This is a genomic window from Kribbella sp. CWNU-51 (assembly GCF_054073265.1).
Genome location: NZ_JBSXMZ010000008.1, coordinates 61,494 through 77,633 on the forward strand (window position 1 = coordinate 61,494; position 16,140 = coordinate 77,633).

The 16,140-nt window shown below is 69.7% G+C and carries 17 protein-coding genes; 7 read left to right on the forward strand and 10 right to left on the reverse strand.

What is annotated here, in order from left to right; all coding sequences use genetic code 11:
• Positions 1-55: 55 nt before the first annotated feature.
• Positions 56-589, forward strand: a complete 534-nt coding sequence (locus ACXC9Q_RS13450) for a hypothetical protein (protein ID WP_457056817.1) — start codon at positions 56-58, stop codon at positions 587-589.
• Here the strand turns inward: ACXC9Q_RS13450 and ACXC9Q_RS13455 are convergent.
• Positions 555-1,565 (reverse strand): pirin family protein, encoded by a 1,011-nt coding sequence (locus ACXC9Q_RS13455; protein ID WP_457056818.1) that lies wholly within the window; start codon positions 1,563-1,565, stop codon positions 555-557. The genes ACXC9Q_RS13450 and ACXC9Q_RS13455 overlap by 35 nt on opposite strands.
• Entirely contained in the window at positions 1,562-2,605 is a 1,044-nt protein-coding gene (locus ACXC9Q_RS13460) for a PHP domain-containing protein (RefSeq protein WP_457056819.1), read from the reverse strand. The genes ACXC9Q_RS13455 and ACXC9Q_RS13460 overlap by 4 nt, the downstream gene beginning before the upstream one ends.
• 128 nt (positions 2,606-2,733) lie before the next feature.
• Here ACXC9Q_RS13460 and ACXC9Q_RS13465 point away from each other — a divergent pair, with 128 nt between their 5' ends.
• The 6 genes from ACXC9Q_RS13465 (at position 2,734) to ACXC9Q_RS13490 (ending at position 9,371) form a co-directional block, all read left to right on the forward strand.
• On the forward strand, positions 2,734-3,933 hold the full coding sequence (locus tag ACXC9Q_RS13465; protein WP_457056820.1) for a PucR family transcriptional regulator: 1,200 nt from the start codon (positions 2,734-2,736) through the stop codon (positions 3,931-3,933).
• A 78-nt stretch (positions 3,934-4,011) separates the two neighbouring features.
• Entirely contained in the window at positions 4,012-5,205 is a 1,194-nt protein-coding gene (locus tag ACXC9Q_RS13470; RefSeq protein WP_457056821.1) for an acyltransferase domain-containing protein, read from the forward strand.
• Positions 5,202-6,197: a beta-ketoacyl-ACP synthase III gene (locus ACXC9Q_RS13475; RefSeq protein ID WP_457056822.1), complete on the forward strand. Its 996-nt coding sequence runs from the start codon at positions 5,202-5,204 to the stop codon at positions 6,195-6,197. The genes ACXC9Q_RS13470 and ACXC9Q_RS13475 overlap by 4 nt, the downstream gene beginning before the upstream one ends.
• Positions 6,198-6,275: 78 nt before the next feature.
• Entirely contained in the window at positions 6,276-6,524 is a 249-nt protein-coding gene (locus ACXC9Q_RS13480) for an acyl carrier protein (RefSeq protein WP_130446978.1), read from the forward strand.
• 115 nt (positions 6,525-6,639) lie between these two features.
• The gene (fabF, locus tag ACXC9Q_RS13485) at positions 6,640-7,875 is read left to right on the forward strand and encodes a beta-ketoacyl-ACP synthase II (RefSeq protein ID WP_457056823.1); all 1,236 of its coding nucleotides are present in this window, start codon (positions 6,640-6,642) and stop codon (positions 7,873-7,875) included.
• Positions 7,876-7,931: 56 nt separating this feature from the next.
• Positions 7,932-9,371 (forward strand): carboxyl transferase domain-containing protein, encoded by a 1,440-nt coding sequence (locus tag ACXC9Q_RS13490; protein ID WP_457056824.1) that lies wholly within the window; start codon positions 7,932-7,934, stop codon positions 9,369-9,371.
• Positions 9,372-9,436: 65 nt separating this feature from the next.
• Here the strand turns inward: ACXC9Q_RS13490 and ACXC9Q_RS13495 are convergent, their stop codons facing one another.
• The 8 genes from ACXC9Q_RS13495 to ACXC9Q_RS13530 all read right to left on the reverse strand — a co-directional run bounded on the left by ACXC9Q_RS13495 (position 9,437) and on the right by ACXC9Q_RS13530 (position 15,965).
• Positions 9,437-10,144, reverse strand: a complete 708-nt coding sequence (locus tag ACXC9Q_RS13495; RefSeq protein ID WP_457056825.1) for a hypothetical protein — start codon at positions 10,142-10,144, stop codon at positions 9,437-9,439.
• A 255-nt stretch (positions 10,145-10,399) separates the two neighbouring features.
• Complete coding sequence (locus tag ACXC9Q_RS13500; protein WP_457056826.1) at positions 10,400-10,897, reverse strand: DUF3145 domain-containing protein; 498 nt, start codon at positions 10,895-10,897, stop codon at positions 10,400-10,402.
• A 264-nt stretch (positions 10,898-11,161) separates the two neighbouring features.
• Complete coding sequence (locus ACXC9Q_RS13505) at positions 11,162-12,115, reverse strand: VWA domain-containing protein (RefSeq protein ID WP_457056827.1); 954 nt, start codon at positions 12,113-12,115, stop codon at positions 11,162-11,164.
• Positions 12,115-13,077 (reverse strand): DUF58 domain-containing protein, encoded by a 963-nt coding sequence (locus ACXC9Q_RS13510; RefSeq protein ID WP_457056828.1) that lies wholly within the window; start codon positions 13,075-13,077, stop codon positions 12,115-12,117. The genes ACXC9Q_RS13505 and ACXC9Q_RS13510 overlap by 1 nt, the downstream gene beginning before the upstream one ends.
• 29 nt (positions 13,078-13,106) lie before the next feature.
• The gene (locus ACXC9Q_RS13515; protein ID WP_457056829.1) at positions 13,107-14,153 is read right to left on the reverse strand and encodes a hypothetical protein; all 1,047 of its coding nucleotides are present in this window, start codon (positions 14,151-14,153) and stop codon (positions 13,107-13,109) included.
• A complete protein-coding gene (locus ACXC9Q_RS13520) occupies positions 14,150-14,713 on the reverse strand; it encodes a hypothetical protein (protein WP_457056830.1) in 564 nt (187 codons plus the stop codon). Before ACXC9Q_RS13520 ends, ACXC9Q_RS13515 begins: the two co-directional genes overlap by 4 nt.
• Complete coding sequence (locus ACXC9Q_RS13525) at positions 14,714-15,001, reverse strand: hypothetical protein (RefSeq protein WP_457056831.1); 288 nt, start codon at positions 14,999-15,001, stop codon at positions 14,714-14,716.
• A 49-nt stretch (positions 15,002-15,050) separates the two neighbouring features.
• Complete coding sequence (locus ACXC9Q_RS13530; RefSeq protein ID WP_457056832.1) at positions 15,051-15,965, reverse strand: conjugal transfer protein; 915 nt, start codon at positions 15,963-15,965, stop codon at positions 15,051-15,053.
• Positions 15,966-16,140 lie beyond the last annotated feature (175 nt).

Consider the following 16,140-nt stretch of genomic DNA (forward strand, 5'->3'; position numbering starts at 1 on the left):
CCCTTCACTCCTGCGGGTGAGGTGCGGGCGCGGTGCCACACAGGATGCTCGGGGGGTGAACACGACTGAGCGTCCTGTCCCCCGCTGGGTCTACCGCCTGGCTCACGCGATCCCGTTCCTGACGTTGCCGTCCGGGCTGTGGCGGCTCGGGCTGGTCTTCGGCTCGTCGATGGGCATGCTCGGCACCGACGGTCAGCCGGCCTACCTCGTCGGTCTCGGCGGCAAGGTGTACGTCGTCTGCCTGACGATCTTCTCGGAACTCGTCGCCCTGACCGCGCTCGGCCTGGTCCAGCGCTGGGGTGAGATCGCGCCCGGGTGGCTCCCGCTCATCGGCGGCCGCCGCGTCCACCCGTACGCCGCCATCGTCCCGGCCGTCCTGGGATCGCTGTCCCTGATCGCCATCTGGACGTTCGCCTTCCGCGACGTGTTCACCGATCACTTCATCCCGTTCTCCAGCCCGGGATGGAAGGCGCTGATGATCACGTGCTACGCCCCGCTGTACTTGTGGGGACCAGCCCTCCTCGTGGTCACCTGGGCCTACTACCGGCGCCGGGTCAGCGCGCCCGCGGCCTTGGTTTCAGCGCGATAGCCGGCAACGCCGGGGCCGGCAGCGGATCGCCGTCGTACCCGGGCACCATCGGGAAGCGGTCGTTGCCGTGCGCGGCGATGGCGGACTGCCAGGCCTCGCGGGCGGCGACGATCTCCTCGTGCGAACGGCCGATGAAGTTCCACCACATCACCAGCTGCTCCTCGAACGGCTCGCCGCCGAGCAGGAGGAAGCGGACACCGTTGTCGGAGGCAACCAGTTCGACCGACTCCCGGCGATCGCCGAGGTAGGCCATCTCACCGAAGCCCGGTGCCAGGTCCCCGACCGAGAGCGAGCCGTCGACAATCAGTACGGCGTACTCGTTCGACGGCGTAAGCGGCAACGACAACGTGCGGCCGGGGTCGATGGTGATGTCGGCGCCGACGAGTGGCGTGTAGGCGGGGGCTGGTGACGTGACGCCGGCGACCGTGCCGATCATCACCGTGGCGTGGGCGCCGTCGAAGTCCACCTCAGGCAGGTCGGCGTACGCGTCGAAGGCGGGGGCGACCGTCGTCCGCGCGGAGTCCGGCAGCGCGACCCACAACTGGGCGCCGTGCAACATCGGCGGCGCGTCCGGTGTCGACACCTCCGAGTGTGCGATGCCGTTGCCGGCGGTCATGATGTTGAGCTCGGCCGGCCGCACGAACGCATGCGACCCGACGCTGTCGCGATGCTCGATCTCACCCTCGAACAACCAGCTGACGGTTTGCAGGCTCGTGTGCGGATGCGGCGGGACCAGCATTCCCCGCTCCCCCGGTACGTCGTACGAGTCGACCCGGTGTGTCAGATCGTCCGGTCCGTAGTGGTCGACGAAGCACCACGCTCCGACCATCCGGCGGTTCTTGTTCGGCAACAGCCGCCGTACTTTCGTCGTCCGCCCGAGCACGACCTCGCGCGGCTCCAGCAACTCCAGCATCGGCCCGTCCCCGTCCCCGCAAGTGCTGACGCCCTCAGCCGGATCCTTCTCCAGATCGCTCATGACGCTGTCCATTCCACGAGTTGCCGCTGATCCCAGGTGTTGATGACGCGGTCGGGAGTGACGCCGCAGTCCTCGGCGCGTTCGCAGCCGTAGACCTGCCAATCGAGCTGGCCGGGAGCGTGGGCGTCGGTGTCGATCGAGAACATGCATCCGGTCTCGACCGCGAGAGACAGCAGACGCTTGGGTGGGTCGAGACGCTCCGGCCGGGAGTTGATCTCGACCGCCGTACCGAACTGGCGGCACGCCTCGAACACCACCTCGGCGTCGAACTCGGACTCCGGCCTGGTGCCGCGGCCGCCGGTGATCAGCCGGCCGGTGCAGTGGCCGAGGATGTCGACGTGCGGGTTCGCGATCGCGCGGACCATCCGCTCGGTCATCGGCTCGGCGGCCATCCGCAGCTTGGAGTGCACGCTGGCGACCACGACGTCGAGCCGGGCCAGGATCTCAGTGTCGCTGTCCAGCGAACCGTCCTCGAGGATGTCCACCTCGATCCCGTTCAGGATCGTGAACCCGTCCAGCTCGTCCTGCAGCCTTTTGTTGAGCTCGGCAACGACCTCGAGTTGCTGCAGGCGGCGTTCGCGGGACAGTCCGTTCGCGACGGTGAGCCGCGGTGAGTGGTCGGTCAGGGCCAGATACTGGTGGCCCAGGCGATGCGCCGTCCGGGCCATCTCCTCGATCGGGCTGCCGCCGTCGGACCACTCCGAGTGCAGGTGCAGGTCGGCCTTCAGTTCCGCGCGCATCGCCGTACCGGCCGTAGTCAGCGCGCCCGCGGCCTCCTCCAGTTTGACCAGGTACGACGGGGTCGCGCCGTCCATCGCCTCGAGAATCACGGCCTCGGTCTTCGGCCCGATCCCCGGCAACTCGGTCAGCGTCCCGGCTCGGCGGCGGGCGCGCACCTCGGCCGCCGGCAGTGCCCCGATGGTGTCGGCCGCGCGCCGGTACGCCTTGACCCGATGCGTCGGCTGCTGGTCGCGCTCGAGGTAGTACCCGATCGCCCGCAACGCCGCCACCGCGTCAGCAACCCCAGCCTTGTCACTCATGCCGTCCATCATGGCAGTGCGGACGCCCAGGCCATCACAAATGCGTTCGTCGAAACCGTCCACGCCAGGGCCGCGCGCCAGGTCCGCGATTGTGATGGCGTGGCGGTCCGGAGAGCTAAGGTCAGGGCGTGGCACAGCGGACGGCCGAGGCGCATCTCGCGCGAGCGGAGCGGTTGCAGAACGCGACCGGGGCGCTCGCCACTGCGGCCATGGCGGCGATGGAAGCGAACCTGCCGTGGTTCGGGAAGCTGTCCGCCCAGGACCGCTCCTGGATCGGCTTGGTCGCACAGTCCGGCATCACGGCGTTCGTCGAATGGTTCCGCGACCCCGACGCGCACTCGTCGATGCCGACCCGGATCTTCGGTTCCGCGCCGCGGGAGTTCACCCGGGTGATCTCGCTGCACCAGACCGTCGACCTGGTACGCACCACGATCGAGACGATTGAGGACACCGTCGGCGACCTGCTGCCGGCCGAGGACATCCCGATGGTCCACGGCGCGATCCAGCGCTACGCCCGCGAGGTCGCCTTCGCCGCCGCCACCGTCTACGCACAGGCCGCCGAGATGCGCGGCGCCTGGGACGCGCGACTCGAGGCGCTCGTCGTCGACTCGGTGATCCGCGGTGAGGCGGACGAGTCGGTCCGCTCCCGCGCCTCCGCACTCGGCTGGTCCGGAGCCGCCGGTACGACGGGATCCGCGGAGGTCGCCGTCGTGGTCGGACGGGCCCCGGAAGGGACCGCCAACGTGGCCGACGCGGTCCGGCACGCGGCCCGCGAGGCAGGCGCCGACGCGTTGTGTGCGATGCAGGGCGACCGCCTCGTGGTGGTGCTCGGCGGGACGAGCAAACCTGTGGAGATCGTACAAAAACTGGCGCACTTTTTCGGACCCGGACCGATTGTCGTCGGCCCGATCGTGAAAGACCTGATGGCGGCCGTGACGTCGGCCCGGGCGGCCGTCGCCGGGCTCCGCGCCGCACCCGCCTGGCCAGGTGCGCCGCGGCCGGTCCAGGCCGACGAACTGCTGCCCGAACGGTCACTCTCCGGAGACGGTCACGCCCGCCGCCAACTCGCCACCGACGTCTACGGTCCACTCACCGTAGGCGAAGGGGTACTGCTCGACACGGTTTCGGCGTATCTGGACTCCGGTGGCTCGATCGAGGCGACCGCCCGGGCGATGTTCATCCACGCCAACACCGTCCGGTACCGATTGAAGCGTGTGGGCGATATCACCGGCTACAACCCGCTGGACCCGCGAGACGCTTTCACACTTCGTGTCGCACTGGCCTTGGGCCGCCTGCTCAATCCTGAGCCGGGAAGCTACGTTTTGTAGGATCCCTACAAGTGTTGCCCGGTAGAATTCGTGCTGCTTCCCGGGTCGGAACAGGCCCGCCTGAGGGAGAGTTGTCACGTGCTCGTCATCGTCGCGCCCGGTCAGGGTGCCCAGACCCCAGGATTCCTCGAGCCGTGGCTGGAAGACCCCACCTTCGAGAGCCGGCTCAACTGGCTCTCCGCGGTGGCCGGCCTCGACCTCGCCCACTACGGCACCCAGGCCGACGCCGACACGATCCGGGACACCGCGATCGCGCAGCCGCTGCTGGTCGCGTCCAGCCTGCTGGCGGCGCTGGCGGTGATCCCGCACCCCGCGGACGCCTACTCCAAGGTCGGCGCCGTCGCCGGACACAGCGTCGGTGAGATCGCGGCCGCGGCAGGCACCGGCGTACTCACAGCCGAGCAGGCGATGGTGCTGGTCCGCGAGCGCGGGAAGGCGATGGCCGCCGCAGCGGCCCAGACCGCGACGTCCATGACCGCCGTTCTCGGCGGCGACCGCGACGAGGTCCTGGCCAAGTTGGCCGAGCACGGCCTGACCCCGGCGAACGACAACGGCCCCGGCCAGATCGTCGCCGCCGGCACGGTCGAGGAGCTGGCCGCACTGGCCGCGGACCCGCCGGCGAAGACCCGGCTGATCCCGCTGTCGGTCGCCGGCGCGTTCCACACCCGGCACATGGAGCCCGCGGTCCAGACGCTGGCGAAGTACGCGACCGCGATCAGCACCCACGACCCGCGGACCCGCCTGATCTCGAACCGCGACGGCCAGGTCGTGCACGACGGCCAGGACGTGCTGCGGCGGCTCGTCACGCAGGTGAACGCACCGGTCCGCTGGGATCTGTGCATGGAGACGATGGCCGATCTCCAGGTGACCGGCATCCTCGAACTGCCGCCGGCCGGCACGCTGACCGGCATCGCGCGCCGGGCGCTGAAGGGCGTCGAGACGTTCGCGCTCAAGACACCGGACCAGCTCGACGACGCCCGCGCGTTCGTGGACAAGCACGGCAGCCCGTCCGAGATCGACGCCTCGCCGACGTGGCGGCTGCTGGTCGCACCGATGAAGGGCACCTTCACCCGCACCGACCAGGTCCGCCGCGAGTCCGGTGACACGGTCGAGAGCGGCGAGGTGGTCGCGAAGGTGAAGAGCCTGCGCGACGAGCTCGAGGTGAAGGCCCCGCACGGCGGCATCGTGGTCGAGTGGCTCGTCGAAGAAGGCGACCCGGTGGCCCCGGGCCAGCCCCTGGTCCGCCTGCACCCCAACGGAGGCCCCCAATGACCACGATCACTGCTTCGACTGGTGCGACGTACGCCGGGGTGCTCGGCATCGGGTCGTATCGGCCGCGGCGCGTCGTACCGAACTCGGAGATCGTGGAGCAGATCGACTCCAGCGACGAGTGGATCCAGACCCGGTCCGGGATCAAGGAACGGCGCTGGGCCAGCGACGACGAGACCGTCCTGATGATGTCGGTGCACGCGGCCAAGGAAGCGCTGGCCGAGTCCGGGATCGACCCGGCCCAGATCGGCTGCGTCATCGTCGCCACCGTCACGCACCTGTACCAGACCCCCGCGATCGCGACCCAGGTCGCGGTCGAGGTGGGCGCGCCGACCGCGGCCGCGTTCGACATCTCCGCGGCCTGCGCCGGCTTCTGCTACGGCATCGCGATGGCCAACGACATGGTCCGCGGTGGCAGTGCGAAGTACGTGCTGGCGATCGGGGTCGAGCGACTCAGTGACATCACCGACCGGACCGACCGCGGTACGGCGTTCATCTTCGCCGACGGCGCGGGCGCCGCGGTGGTCGGGCCGACCGACGAGCCGGGGATCGGCCCGGTCGTGTGGGGTTCCGACGGGACCCAGCACGAGGTCATCAGTCAGACGGAGTCGTGGCAGGAGGCGGTCGGCAGCTCCAACTGGCCGCATCTGCAGATGGACGGCAACCCGGTCTTCCGGTGGGCGTCGTTCGAGATGGCGAAGACCGCGCAACACGCGCTCGACGTGGCCGGTGTGAAGGCCGAGGACCTCGACCTGTTCGTGCCGCACCAGGCGAACATGCGGATCACCGACGCGATGCGCCGGGCGCTCAAGCTGCCCGAACACATCAAGGTGGCCCGCGACATCGAGCGGCAGGGCAACACCTCGGCCGCGTCGATCCCGCTCGCGATCACCGCGATGCGCGAGTCCGGCGAGGCGAAGAGCGGCGACGTCGCGCTGATCATCGGCTTCGGCGCCGGACTGGTGTACGCCGCGCAAGTGATCCGCCTCCCGTAGCCCATAGTTGTCCGGGGCGGCTCAGGTGGCCGGCCCGGCTGTAGCCAGCCAAGAGAATCCGAAAGGGAAACCGAGAAGATGGCCAGCACCGAAGAGATCCGTTCCAACCTCGCCGAGATCGTGAACGAGATCGCCGGCATCCCGGTCGAGGACGTCCAGCTGGACAAGTCCTTCACCGACGACCTCGACGTCGACTCGCTCTCCATGGTGGAGGTCGTCGTGGCCGCCGAGGAGAAGTTCGACGTGAAGATCCCCGACGACGAGGTGAAGAACCTGAAGACCGTCGGCGACGCGGTCGCGTTCATCGAGCGCGCCCAGAACGGCTGACACCGCCGTACCCGTGCTGGCCGGTGTTCATCGGGCCCAGGTCCGATGAACACCAGCACCGGCGCACCCACCCCTCGCTCCTGTCCCCAGATCTCTCGCAAAGGATGAGGTAAAGATGTCGAAGACCCGAGTCGTGATCACCGGGCTCGGAGCCACCACCCCGCTCGGGGGTGACGTGTCCAGCACCTGGGAAGGCCTGCTGGCCGGTCGCTCCGGCGCCCGGCGGCTGACCGAGGATTGGGTGCAGAACCTCGCGGTCCAGATCGCCGCTCCGGCCGCGGTCGAGCCGACCGAGGTGCTCGAGCGGGTGAAGGCCCGACGCCTGGACCGGAACGCGCAGCTCGCCGTAGTCGCCGCCCGTGAGGCGTGGGCCGACGCGGGCCTGGAGGACTCCGGGCTGGACAAGGAGCGGCTCGGCATCGCGGTCGCTTCCGGCATCGGCGGCCTGGGCACCACCCTGTCGAACTACGACGCGCTGAAGACCAACCCCCGCCGGGTGTCGCCGCTGGCCATCCCGATGCTGATGCCGAACTCGGCCGCGGCGTACGTGAGCCTGGAGTTCGGCGCGAAGGCCGGTGTGCACGCCCCCGTGTCCGCCTGTGCCTCCGGCAACGAGGCGATCGCGCTCGGCCTGGACCAGATCCGGCTCGGCCGCGCGGACGTCATACTGGCCGGTGGCACCGAGGGCGTGATCATGGCGCTGCCGCTGGCCGCGTTCGGGCAGATGATGGCGCTGAGCAAGCGCAACGACGAGCCGGAGCGGGCGTCGCGGCCGTGGGACGTGGACCGCGACGGCTTCCTGCTCGGTGAGGGCGCCGGAGTCCTGGTGCTGGAGTCGTACGAGCACGCCAAGGCGCGCGGCGCGAAGATCTACGCCGAACTGGCCGGAGCGGGCATCTCCGCCGACGGCCACGACATCGCGCAGCCCGACCCGACCGGTTCCGGTGCACGCCGCGCGATGGAGCGGGCGCTGGTCGAGGGCGACCTCACCCCGGCCGACATCTTCCACATCAACGCGCACGCCACCTCGACCCCGCAGGGCGACATCGCGGAGTCGCTGGCGATCCGGCTGGCGCTCGGCAAGGACGCCGACCACGCGGTCGCCACCGCGCCGAAGTCGATGATCGGCCACCTGCTCGGCGCGGCCGGTGCGGTCGAGTCGATCGCGACCGTGCTCGCCCTGCACCACCGGGTGGTGCCGCCGACGATCAACGTGGACAAGCTCGACGACCAGATCGACCTGGACGTCGCGACAGAGCAGCGCAAACTGGCCGACGGGGACCTCGCGGCGCTGAACAACTCGTTCGGCTTCGGCGGCCACAACGCCGCAATTGCCTTCAAGACGGTATGAGCAGCAAGACGGTCTAGCAGCACTCCCAGCAGTTCCCTTCTCCCCCGGAGGACGCCATGACCACCGCCCCCGCAGCACCCGCACCGCCGAAACCCACCAAGCTGCCCCGCGAGCAGGACCCGCGCAACCCGGTCACCCGGCTGACGAACCTGCTCGACCCGGACAGCCTGGAGCTGATCACGCCGGACAATCTGTCCGGGATGATCGCGGCGCGCGGGACGGTCGCGGGGGCACCGGTCATCGCGTTCTGCTCCGACGCCACGGTGATGGGTGGTGCGATGGGCGACGAGGGCTGCGACGTGGTGGTCAAGGCGTACGAGGTCGCGCGGCAGGAGCAGGTGCCGATCATCGGTCTGTGGCACTCCGGTGGGGCCCGGCTGGCCGAGGGCGTGCTCAGCCTGCACGCGGTCGGCAAGATCTTCTACGCGATGACCCAGGCGTCGGGCAAGATCCCGCAGATCTCCGTCGTCCTCGGTCCGGCCGCGGGCGGAGCGGCGTATGGCCCGGCGCTGACCGACATCGTCATCCTCGGTCCGGAGGGCCGCATCTTCGTGACCGGCCCGGACGTGGTCCGCTCGGTCACCGGTGAGGACGTCGACATGCTCCGCCTCGGCGGGCCCGAGCCGCACGGGCGGCGCTCCGGGGTCGTCCACATCACCACCGACTCCGAGGCCGCGGCCATCGAGCGGGCCCGACAGCTCACGGACCTGCTCGCGAACCAGGGCACGGTGTCCACGGACGTTCCGGACACGGATCTGTCCGGATTCCTGCCGGAGTCGGCCAAGCGTGCGTACGACGTCCATCCGCTGGTCGGAGGGGTGCTCGACGAGGACTCCTCCGTCGAACTGCATCAGCGGTGGGCGCCGAACATCGTCACCACGCTCGGCCGGCTCGGTGGGCGGACGGTCGGCGTGATCGCCAACAATCCGCTCCGGCTGGGTGGTTGCCTGGACGCCTTGTCGGCGGAGAAGGCCTCGCGGTTCGTCCGGATGTGCGATGCGTTCGGGGTCCCGCTGGTCGTGCTGGTCGACGTACCCGGGTATCTGCCGGGTGTCGGCCAGGAGTGGGACGGCGTCGTACGGCGTGGCGCCAAGCTGCTCCATGCCTTCGCGGAGGCCGTCGTACCGCGGGTGACGCTGGTGACGCGGAAGACGTACGGCGGGGCGTACATCGCGATGAACGCACGATCGCTGGGCGCGACCCGGGTGTTCGCCTGGCCGCGGGCCGAGGTCGCCGTGATGGGTGCGGTCGCCGCGGTCCGGGTCCTGCACCGGCGCAAGCTGGCCGAGGTCGACCCCGAGCTCCGCCCGAAGGTCGAGGCCGAACTCGCCGCCGAACACGAGAAGATCGCCGGCGGCCTCGACCGGGCCCGCGAGATCGGCGTCGTCGACGAGGTCGTCGTCCCCGAACGGACCCGCTCAGCCCTGGCCACCGCCATCGCGAAGGCCGAGTCCACCGGCACGATCCGCGGGCAGCACGGCAACATCCCGCTGTAGCCGCACCACCCGCCGTGGCCCGCCGGACCAACGGCCGGCGCCGATGCCCCTGACGCCGGCGGAAGCTACAGGCCGGGGCCGATGTCGCCCATTCCGTTGGCCATGCCGCCGTCGCCGATCCGATGAAGCGGACCCGTGATCTTCGCCTCGGAGATGTACTGGGCGCCGCCGCCCTGGGCAAAATAGCCCGAGCTGTAGGGCAGGACCGCCTTGCCCGCCTCCCAGTACGGAACCCGGCGGTTGCCGATGACAACCATGCGGACCTCGGGCTCCTCGCCCTCGTGCAGCCGCGCCGCGTCCTGTGCGCAGACCGCGATCTTGCGGGTCCCGTGCTTCGGCTGGTTCCAGACGACGTCCGTGGTCGAGGGGCCGTGCTGCGGGTTGAAGAAGCAGGGCACCCGACGCTGCGGCACTGGCTGACCAGCACTCCGCGCGAGCACGCAGACGATCGCATACCGCCCGGTGGCGAGTGTGTCGGTGATCGTACTGACGTCGTTCGCCGATCGGAGCTCGGCAAGAGCCTGCTGTGCCGCCTCGTACGCCGCCAGCGCCCGCTGATAGTCGAGCCGCCCGTCCGCGTCCAACTCGTCCGCCTGCACCCGCTCCCCCAGCCGGGCCAGCTCCTCCCCGAACTCCGTCACGTCTTCCCCGGCCAGCCGCTCGATCTGAGTCAGCTCCTCCGAGTCGACCTTCCGGGCGGCCCGCCGTACCAGCAGTTGCCGCCCAGCTCCGACCAGCGCCCCACCCGCCAAGACCACGAGGATCCACTCCATCGACCCACCATAGGTCGGCCGTCCGCCCACGTCAGCGGCGGTTTGGTCACGACGCACGAAGGGCGCGGACCCTGAGGTCCGCGCCCTTCACGTGGTGCGGCCGCTGTTGTGCGACAACCGGGGGTGTCCCGACACCCGGTGGCCCAGCGGCCACGGCCCCTCCCACCCTGGTGAGAACTCTGATGCTCAGTCTCATCGAAAAGTTCGGGGATGTCCTGCCGTTCACAGCTTTCTTCTGAAGTTCTCAGGAACTGTTCAGACGACTTGGTGGAGCCACCGCACCGGCGCACCGTCACCGGCGTACCGGAAGGGCTCCAGTTCGTCGTCCCACGGCCGGCCCAGCAAGCGTTCGACTTCCTCGGTCAGGTCGGCTTCGCCGCTGACCGCCTTCAGCATCGCCGCCTTCAGGCGCTCCTCCGGCACCATGATGTCGCCGTGGACACCGGTGGTGGCGTGGAAGACACCCAGCGCGGGCGTGAACGAGTACCGCTCGCCCTCGACACCGTTGCTCGGCTCCTCGGTCACCTCGAACCGGAGCTTCTGCCATCCGCGCAGGGCGGACGCCAGCTTCGCCGCGGTCCCGGCCTCGGCCTGCCACGACAGCTCGGCCCGGTACTGACCCTGGGCCGCGGGCTGCGGCGTCCAGTCCAGTTTCACGGGCACGCCAAGGATGCCGCCCGCGGCCCACTCGACATGCGGGCACAACGCTGACGGCACCGTGTGGACGTAAAGAACGCCACGAGTCGTCGCCACCGGGACCTCCTGTGCTCGAGGGGCGCCTTCCCCAGCGTTCTCGAACAACCGTCGTCGATACCCGGCGGTACCAGCATCCCACCGAGCACAACTACACCCCGCGGAACACTGCGTACATCTTGCACCACCGCCCCCTCCAACACCAGCAACCTCGCCGTGTCAACTACATCACCGTCGTGTCGCGATTCTGATCAGGCGGAGGAACGCTGAACCAGGCGGGTCGGCAGGATCAGCGGGCCGGGCTCTGCCGGCGGCTGAGCCGGCCTACGGGAAGCGGGTGGCCAGCGCGATGCAGGCACCGGCGGCGGCCAGGGTCAAGAGCATCGCGATGCCGGCGAACCGGGCGGTGACTTCCTTGTCGACCTTGTCGTAGCCGACCGAGGAGCCGATGTCCTTGTAGACGTCCTTCAGCTCACCCGCGGACTCGGCGGTGTACGCCTCGCCGCCGGTGGTCTCGGCAATGGCGCGCAACTCGGTCCGGTCCGGTGGGACGCGCTGGCGGATGCCGTCCATCTCGATGAAGCCGGAGTCGGTGCCGAAGCAGATCGTGTAGATCGGCGTGTTCTTCGCCTTCGCGGCCTGGGCGCCTTCCTGCGCGGTCCGGCCGACCGTCCGCTTGCCGTCGGACAGCAGCACGATCCGGGCCGGGGCCGGGTCGTTCGGGTGCTCCGGGTCCGGCGGGACCTGGGTGAGCGCCTGCAGCGAGGTGAAGATGCCCTCCCCGGTCGCGGTCGACTCTGCCAGCTCGAGTCCGTCGATCGAGCGCAGCACAGTGGCTCGGTCGGTGGTCGGCGGCACGATGATGGACGCCGTACCGGCGAAGTTGACCAGCGCGACGTTGAACTTGGCCGGCAGCGAGTTGATGAACTCCTTGGCCGACTCCTTCGCCGCCTCCAGCCGGTTCGGCTCGATGTCGGTCGCCATCATCGACAGCGAGACGTCGATCGCGACCACGATCGTGGCCCGCTCCCGCGGCACCTTGACCTGGTCCTTCGGCTGCGCGAACGCCACGATGCAGGAGAGCGCGGCCAGCAGCGCCAGCGTAACGGCCAGGTGCCGGCGCCACTGCGGGCGGCGCGGGGCGACCCGGTCGAGCAGGGCGATGTTGGTGAAACGGAGCGCGTATTGCGCCCGGCGGTGCTGGAGGTAGATGTATCCGGCGACGATGACCGGGATGATGAGCACGAACCACAACCTGGCCGGAGACAGGAACTCCATCAGCGAGCCACTCCCTTCGGCGGTTGGTGCAGGCGGGGCGCCACTCGCCGGTAGGCGAGGACGAACCGCACGGTGTCGGCGACCCAGTCGCGATCGGTCCGCAAGACCAGGTGCCCCGCACCTACCCTACGCAGAGCGGCCCTGGTTCGTTCCCGTTGCGCCAGCGCGGCCACTTCGAACGCTTCCCGGACCTTGCGCCGACGGGTGTCGATCTCCCGCACCGCACCGGTCTCCGGATCACCGATGGTGACGACGCCGATGTTGGGCAGCTCCAGCTCCCGCGGATCGACGACCTCCACCGCGAGGACCTGGTGCTGCGCGGTGAGCTTGCGCATCGCGCGCTCCCAGGACGGCTCGAGCCGGCTGTCGACCTCGCCGTCCTCGGGCGTGAGGAAGTCGGACACAACGACCCGGAGACCACGCTTGCGCTGCGTCCGGGCCATCGACTCGAGCGCGGCGGCCAGGTCGCTACGGTGCGCCTCTTCGTCGCCACTGAACTGCTCGGCGAGCAGTGCCCGCAGCAGACCGTAGAGCGCGAGCCGCCCGGACCGCGCCGGCCAGCGCCGCAGTGCCGAGTCGCGCAACATCAGGCCGCCGAACCGGTCCCCCAGCCGGTGGGTCAGGAACCCGACCGTGGCCACGGCTGCGACTGCCAGCTCGCGCTTCTCGAGTTGCGACGTACCGAAGTCCATCGACCCGGACAGGTCTACCAGCGCCCACGTCTCGAGCTCACGGTCCGCGATCAGGTCCCGGACGTGCGGGATCGTGGTCCGGGCGGTCACCGCCCAGTCCATCCGCCGTACGTCGTCGCCGACCTGGTACTCGCGGGCCTCGGCCAGCTCGGTGCCCGGACCGGGCAGCAGGCCCAGGTGCTCTCCGTGCAGATAGCCCTCGAGACGCCGTACGACGGTCAGCTCGAGCCGCCGGAGCGCACGTTCGGGAGCGAGCTGCGAGATCGTCATCGCAGCTCGTGGATCGCGGCGGTTGGGCATCAACCGCTGCGGTTGATGTCGCGCTTGACCTCGCGCATCACGCGCTCGGTCTCGACGATCTCGTCGGCGGTCTCCTCCGCGGTGCCCTTGGCTGCAGACCTCCGTTGTTCCTTGGCGCTCTTGCGGGTCTCGTCGACCAGGCTCCGCGCGGTCTTCTTGGTCAGCACCCGGAACCGGACGGACGCCTCGACGGTCACGTCGATCTCATCGCCGTCGTCGTCGATCGCCTTGATCTCCGACAGCGTTCGCAGCCACTCCCCCGCGCCCGGAGTCTCGAGCTCCTCGGGGAAGTCGGTCATCGCGAGGACGGTCGTGTACGCCGCGATCTGGCCGCGCGCGTCGTAGATGCGCAGGTGATCGGTGTACGGCACGACGCGGCCGGAGGTGAGCCGGGCCAGCGAGGCACCGGTGATCAGGCCGCGACGCGGCGCGGCGACCGCACCACGGTGCATCTCGCGGCTGATCAGCCAGGAGATCACCTCGGCCGGCGCGGTGTGCGCCCGCCAGACGGTCGAGCCGAGCTGCCGGCCGAGCTTGCGGACCCGCTCGTCGAGGTGGGCGAGCTCACGGGCGCTGACGCGCCAGGACGTCGTACCGAGGGCGTCGCTGATCGAACCCCGCACCTGGGCGGTGGCGCGGGGGTCGCGGTCACTGAGATGTACGCCGAGGGCGACGTACCGCTCGGGCATCCGCATCTCGTCGATCCGGTCGGCCCGGGTCTGGGCCCAGTCCTCGTGGTCGCCGAGCCGGTAGTGACCGGCCACGGAGTCGATGTAGTCCTGACCGGTGGAGCGGCCCCAGACCACCTTCAGATGGCTGAGGCGGTCGCCGAGGATGGTCGCGGCGGCGCTCACGGCCGCGTCGAGCGCGGCGTCCTGCTCGGCCTCGGTGGCCAGGTCGGTGTTCGCCACCGAGATCAGAAACCACGCCTCCGCGCTGCGCTCGGTCACCAGCAGACCGTCGGCGATGGCGACGAGACGAGGTGGCGGCAGGCCGCGCTCGCGGCCGACCCCCACCAGGTTCAGGAGCTTGTCAGCGATCTTCATCTGTCCCTCTTCCCAGACGACGTCCTGCGACTCACCCGTTGCACATGGTCCGCCCCGAGCAGGCGGGCACGCTGGTTCACCGCGATGTCCGCGCCGGCGCGGACCATCGGATCCAGTTCGACCACGACCTCGCGTTCCCACTCCGGGGTGACTCTGGCCTTCGCCAGGTTCGCCACCTTCTGGGTCGCGATGCGCTCACGCCATGGCAGGTACTCCGTCTTGTCGGCGGCCCGGGCGCCGAGACCGATGATCGGGCGGTGGGCGCGCAACGCATAGCGGACGGCCAGCGCCCACTCCGTCACGCGGCGGCGGCGTTCGTGGAACTTTCCGGCGCGCCAGCCGAACGCGGTGATCACGAACGGCGGCACGACGTACAGACTGACGGTGCCCTTCTGCGGCACCCCGATGAAGGGGAACAGCAACGCGATCCAGAGCAGGATGATCACCGCACCGAAGATGATCATCCGGCGCCGGGCGCCTTCACCCAGGTCGATACCGAGCAGGTCGTACTGCCGGGTCTCGATCTCGAAGTGGTGGGTCAGGGTACGACCGACTCGCATTCAATTACCTCCGGAGACCAATCCCCAAAAGCCCTTGAGCACATTGATGGTCTGGTTATTGGCGTAGATCAGCCCGCCGACCAGCACACCGGCCGCGATATGGCCGAACAGCTCACCCCACTCCCGCTTGAAGTAGTGCCCGATCGCGCGCAGCACGAGGATGGCGATGAAGATGTTCCCCGCGATGACCAGGACCCAGTCCTTGAAATCCGCGCCCGTCGGGACGTTGCTGTTGGCCAGGGGCACGGCGAGCTGAACAACGCTCGCTGCCAGTTCGTGCGTCATCATTGCGGTGTCTCCCTTGTTACCTCGGTCATCCGACGGCTGGTCGCTGGTGTCATCCGAGGGCGGCCACTTGCCATCTTTGGGCTCCGTCCGTGGCGACAGTACGCCTCAGCGTGAGCGTGTAGGTCTGGTCGAGGGTGGTGTCACCCGCCCCGTCCCAGGTGACGGCCGCGGTCGCCCGCCGCTCGTCGTCGTTGCCGGTGAAGACCTGCCAGTCCTTGAGTTCGCCGAATTTCACCGCACCGTTCAGGCTGCGGATGGTCGAACCCGGTGAGGTCACCGCCGACACCTTGTTGTCTGACTCGGCGTACGCACTGAAGAAGGCCTCCGCATCCTTCCGCGTCGCCGCGGTCAGATCGTCGTCCGGTGCGCCTGCCTCCGGCATGTTGTCGGGCAGCGCTGCCCGCACGTCCGGTACGAACGTCGGCGGCCCGCTGGCCACCACCCGTGAATCGGTCCGGGCGACCGGGACCGACAGTCGCTCCCAGGTGACCGGACCGGCCGCCCAGTTCTTGCCCTGCTTGACAAACGAATGAACCTTGACGCGTACGTCGACCGCCGCCGTGACTCCGTCGGAGTCGGGCTTGACCTCACCCGGGTACGCGATGTCGGCGGTCTGCTTGCCGCGACCGTTCCACCCCGCGCGGCTGTCCAGGCCGGCGGCCAGGTCGAGACCGATCTGGTTGGGACGGGCGTCCGCATTGTCCTCGTCCCACGTGAGGTACGCAACGGCGTACCGGGTCGCGACAGCCCGGGCCTCGTCGGCCGGGAAGCTGCTCTGCCCGCTGACAACCGTCTCCGGTGTCCGGTTCGGGCTGATCCAGGAGCGAACGCCGCTGATCGCAGCCAGCAGCAGTACGACGACCACCAGGCCGCGGAAAAACCGCCTCGCCCACGTCGAGAACGACGACTCGGACTCGGTCGACCAGGGTGCCTGCCCTGGCTCGACCACATCCCGGGCCGGCACCGGAGCCGAGCGAGCACCATGCGGCGATCGCTGTTTCAAACGTTCGGGTGGACGATGTCCGGCGGACTGATCCGGCGGACGGGCACCGGACGGCTCCGGCTGACGGGCGGCTGGACGGCGGGGCGGGGCCATCACGCCACCGGCCGGCGGCGGGGTCTGTGGTGCCGAGTATTGC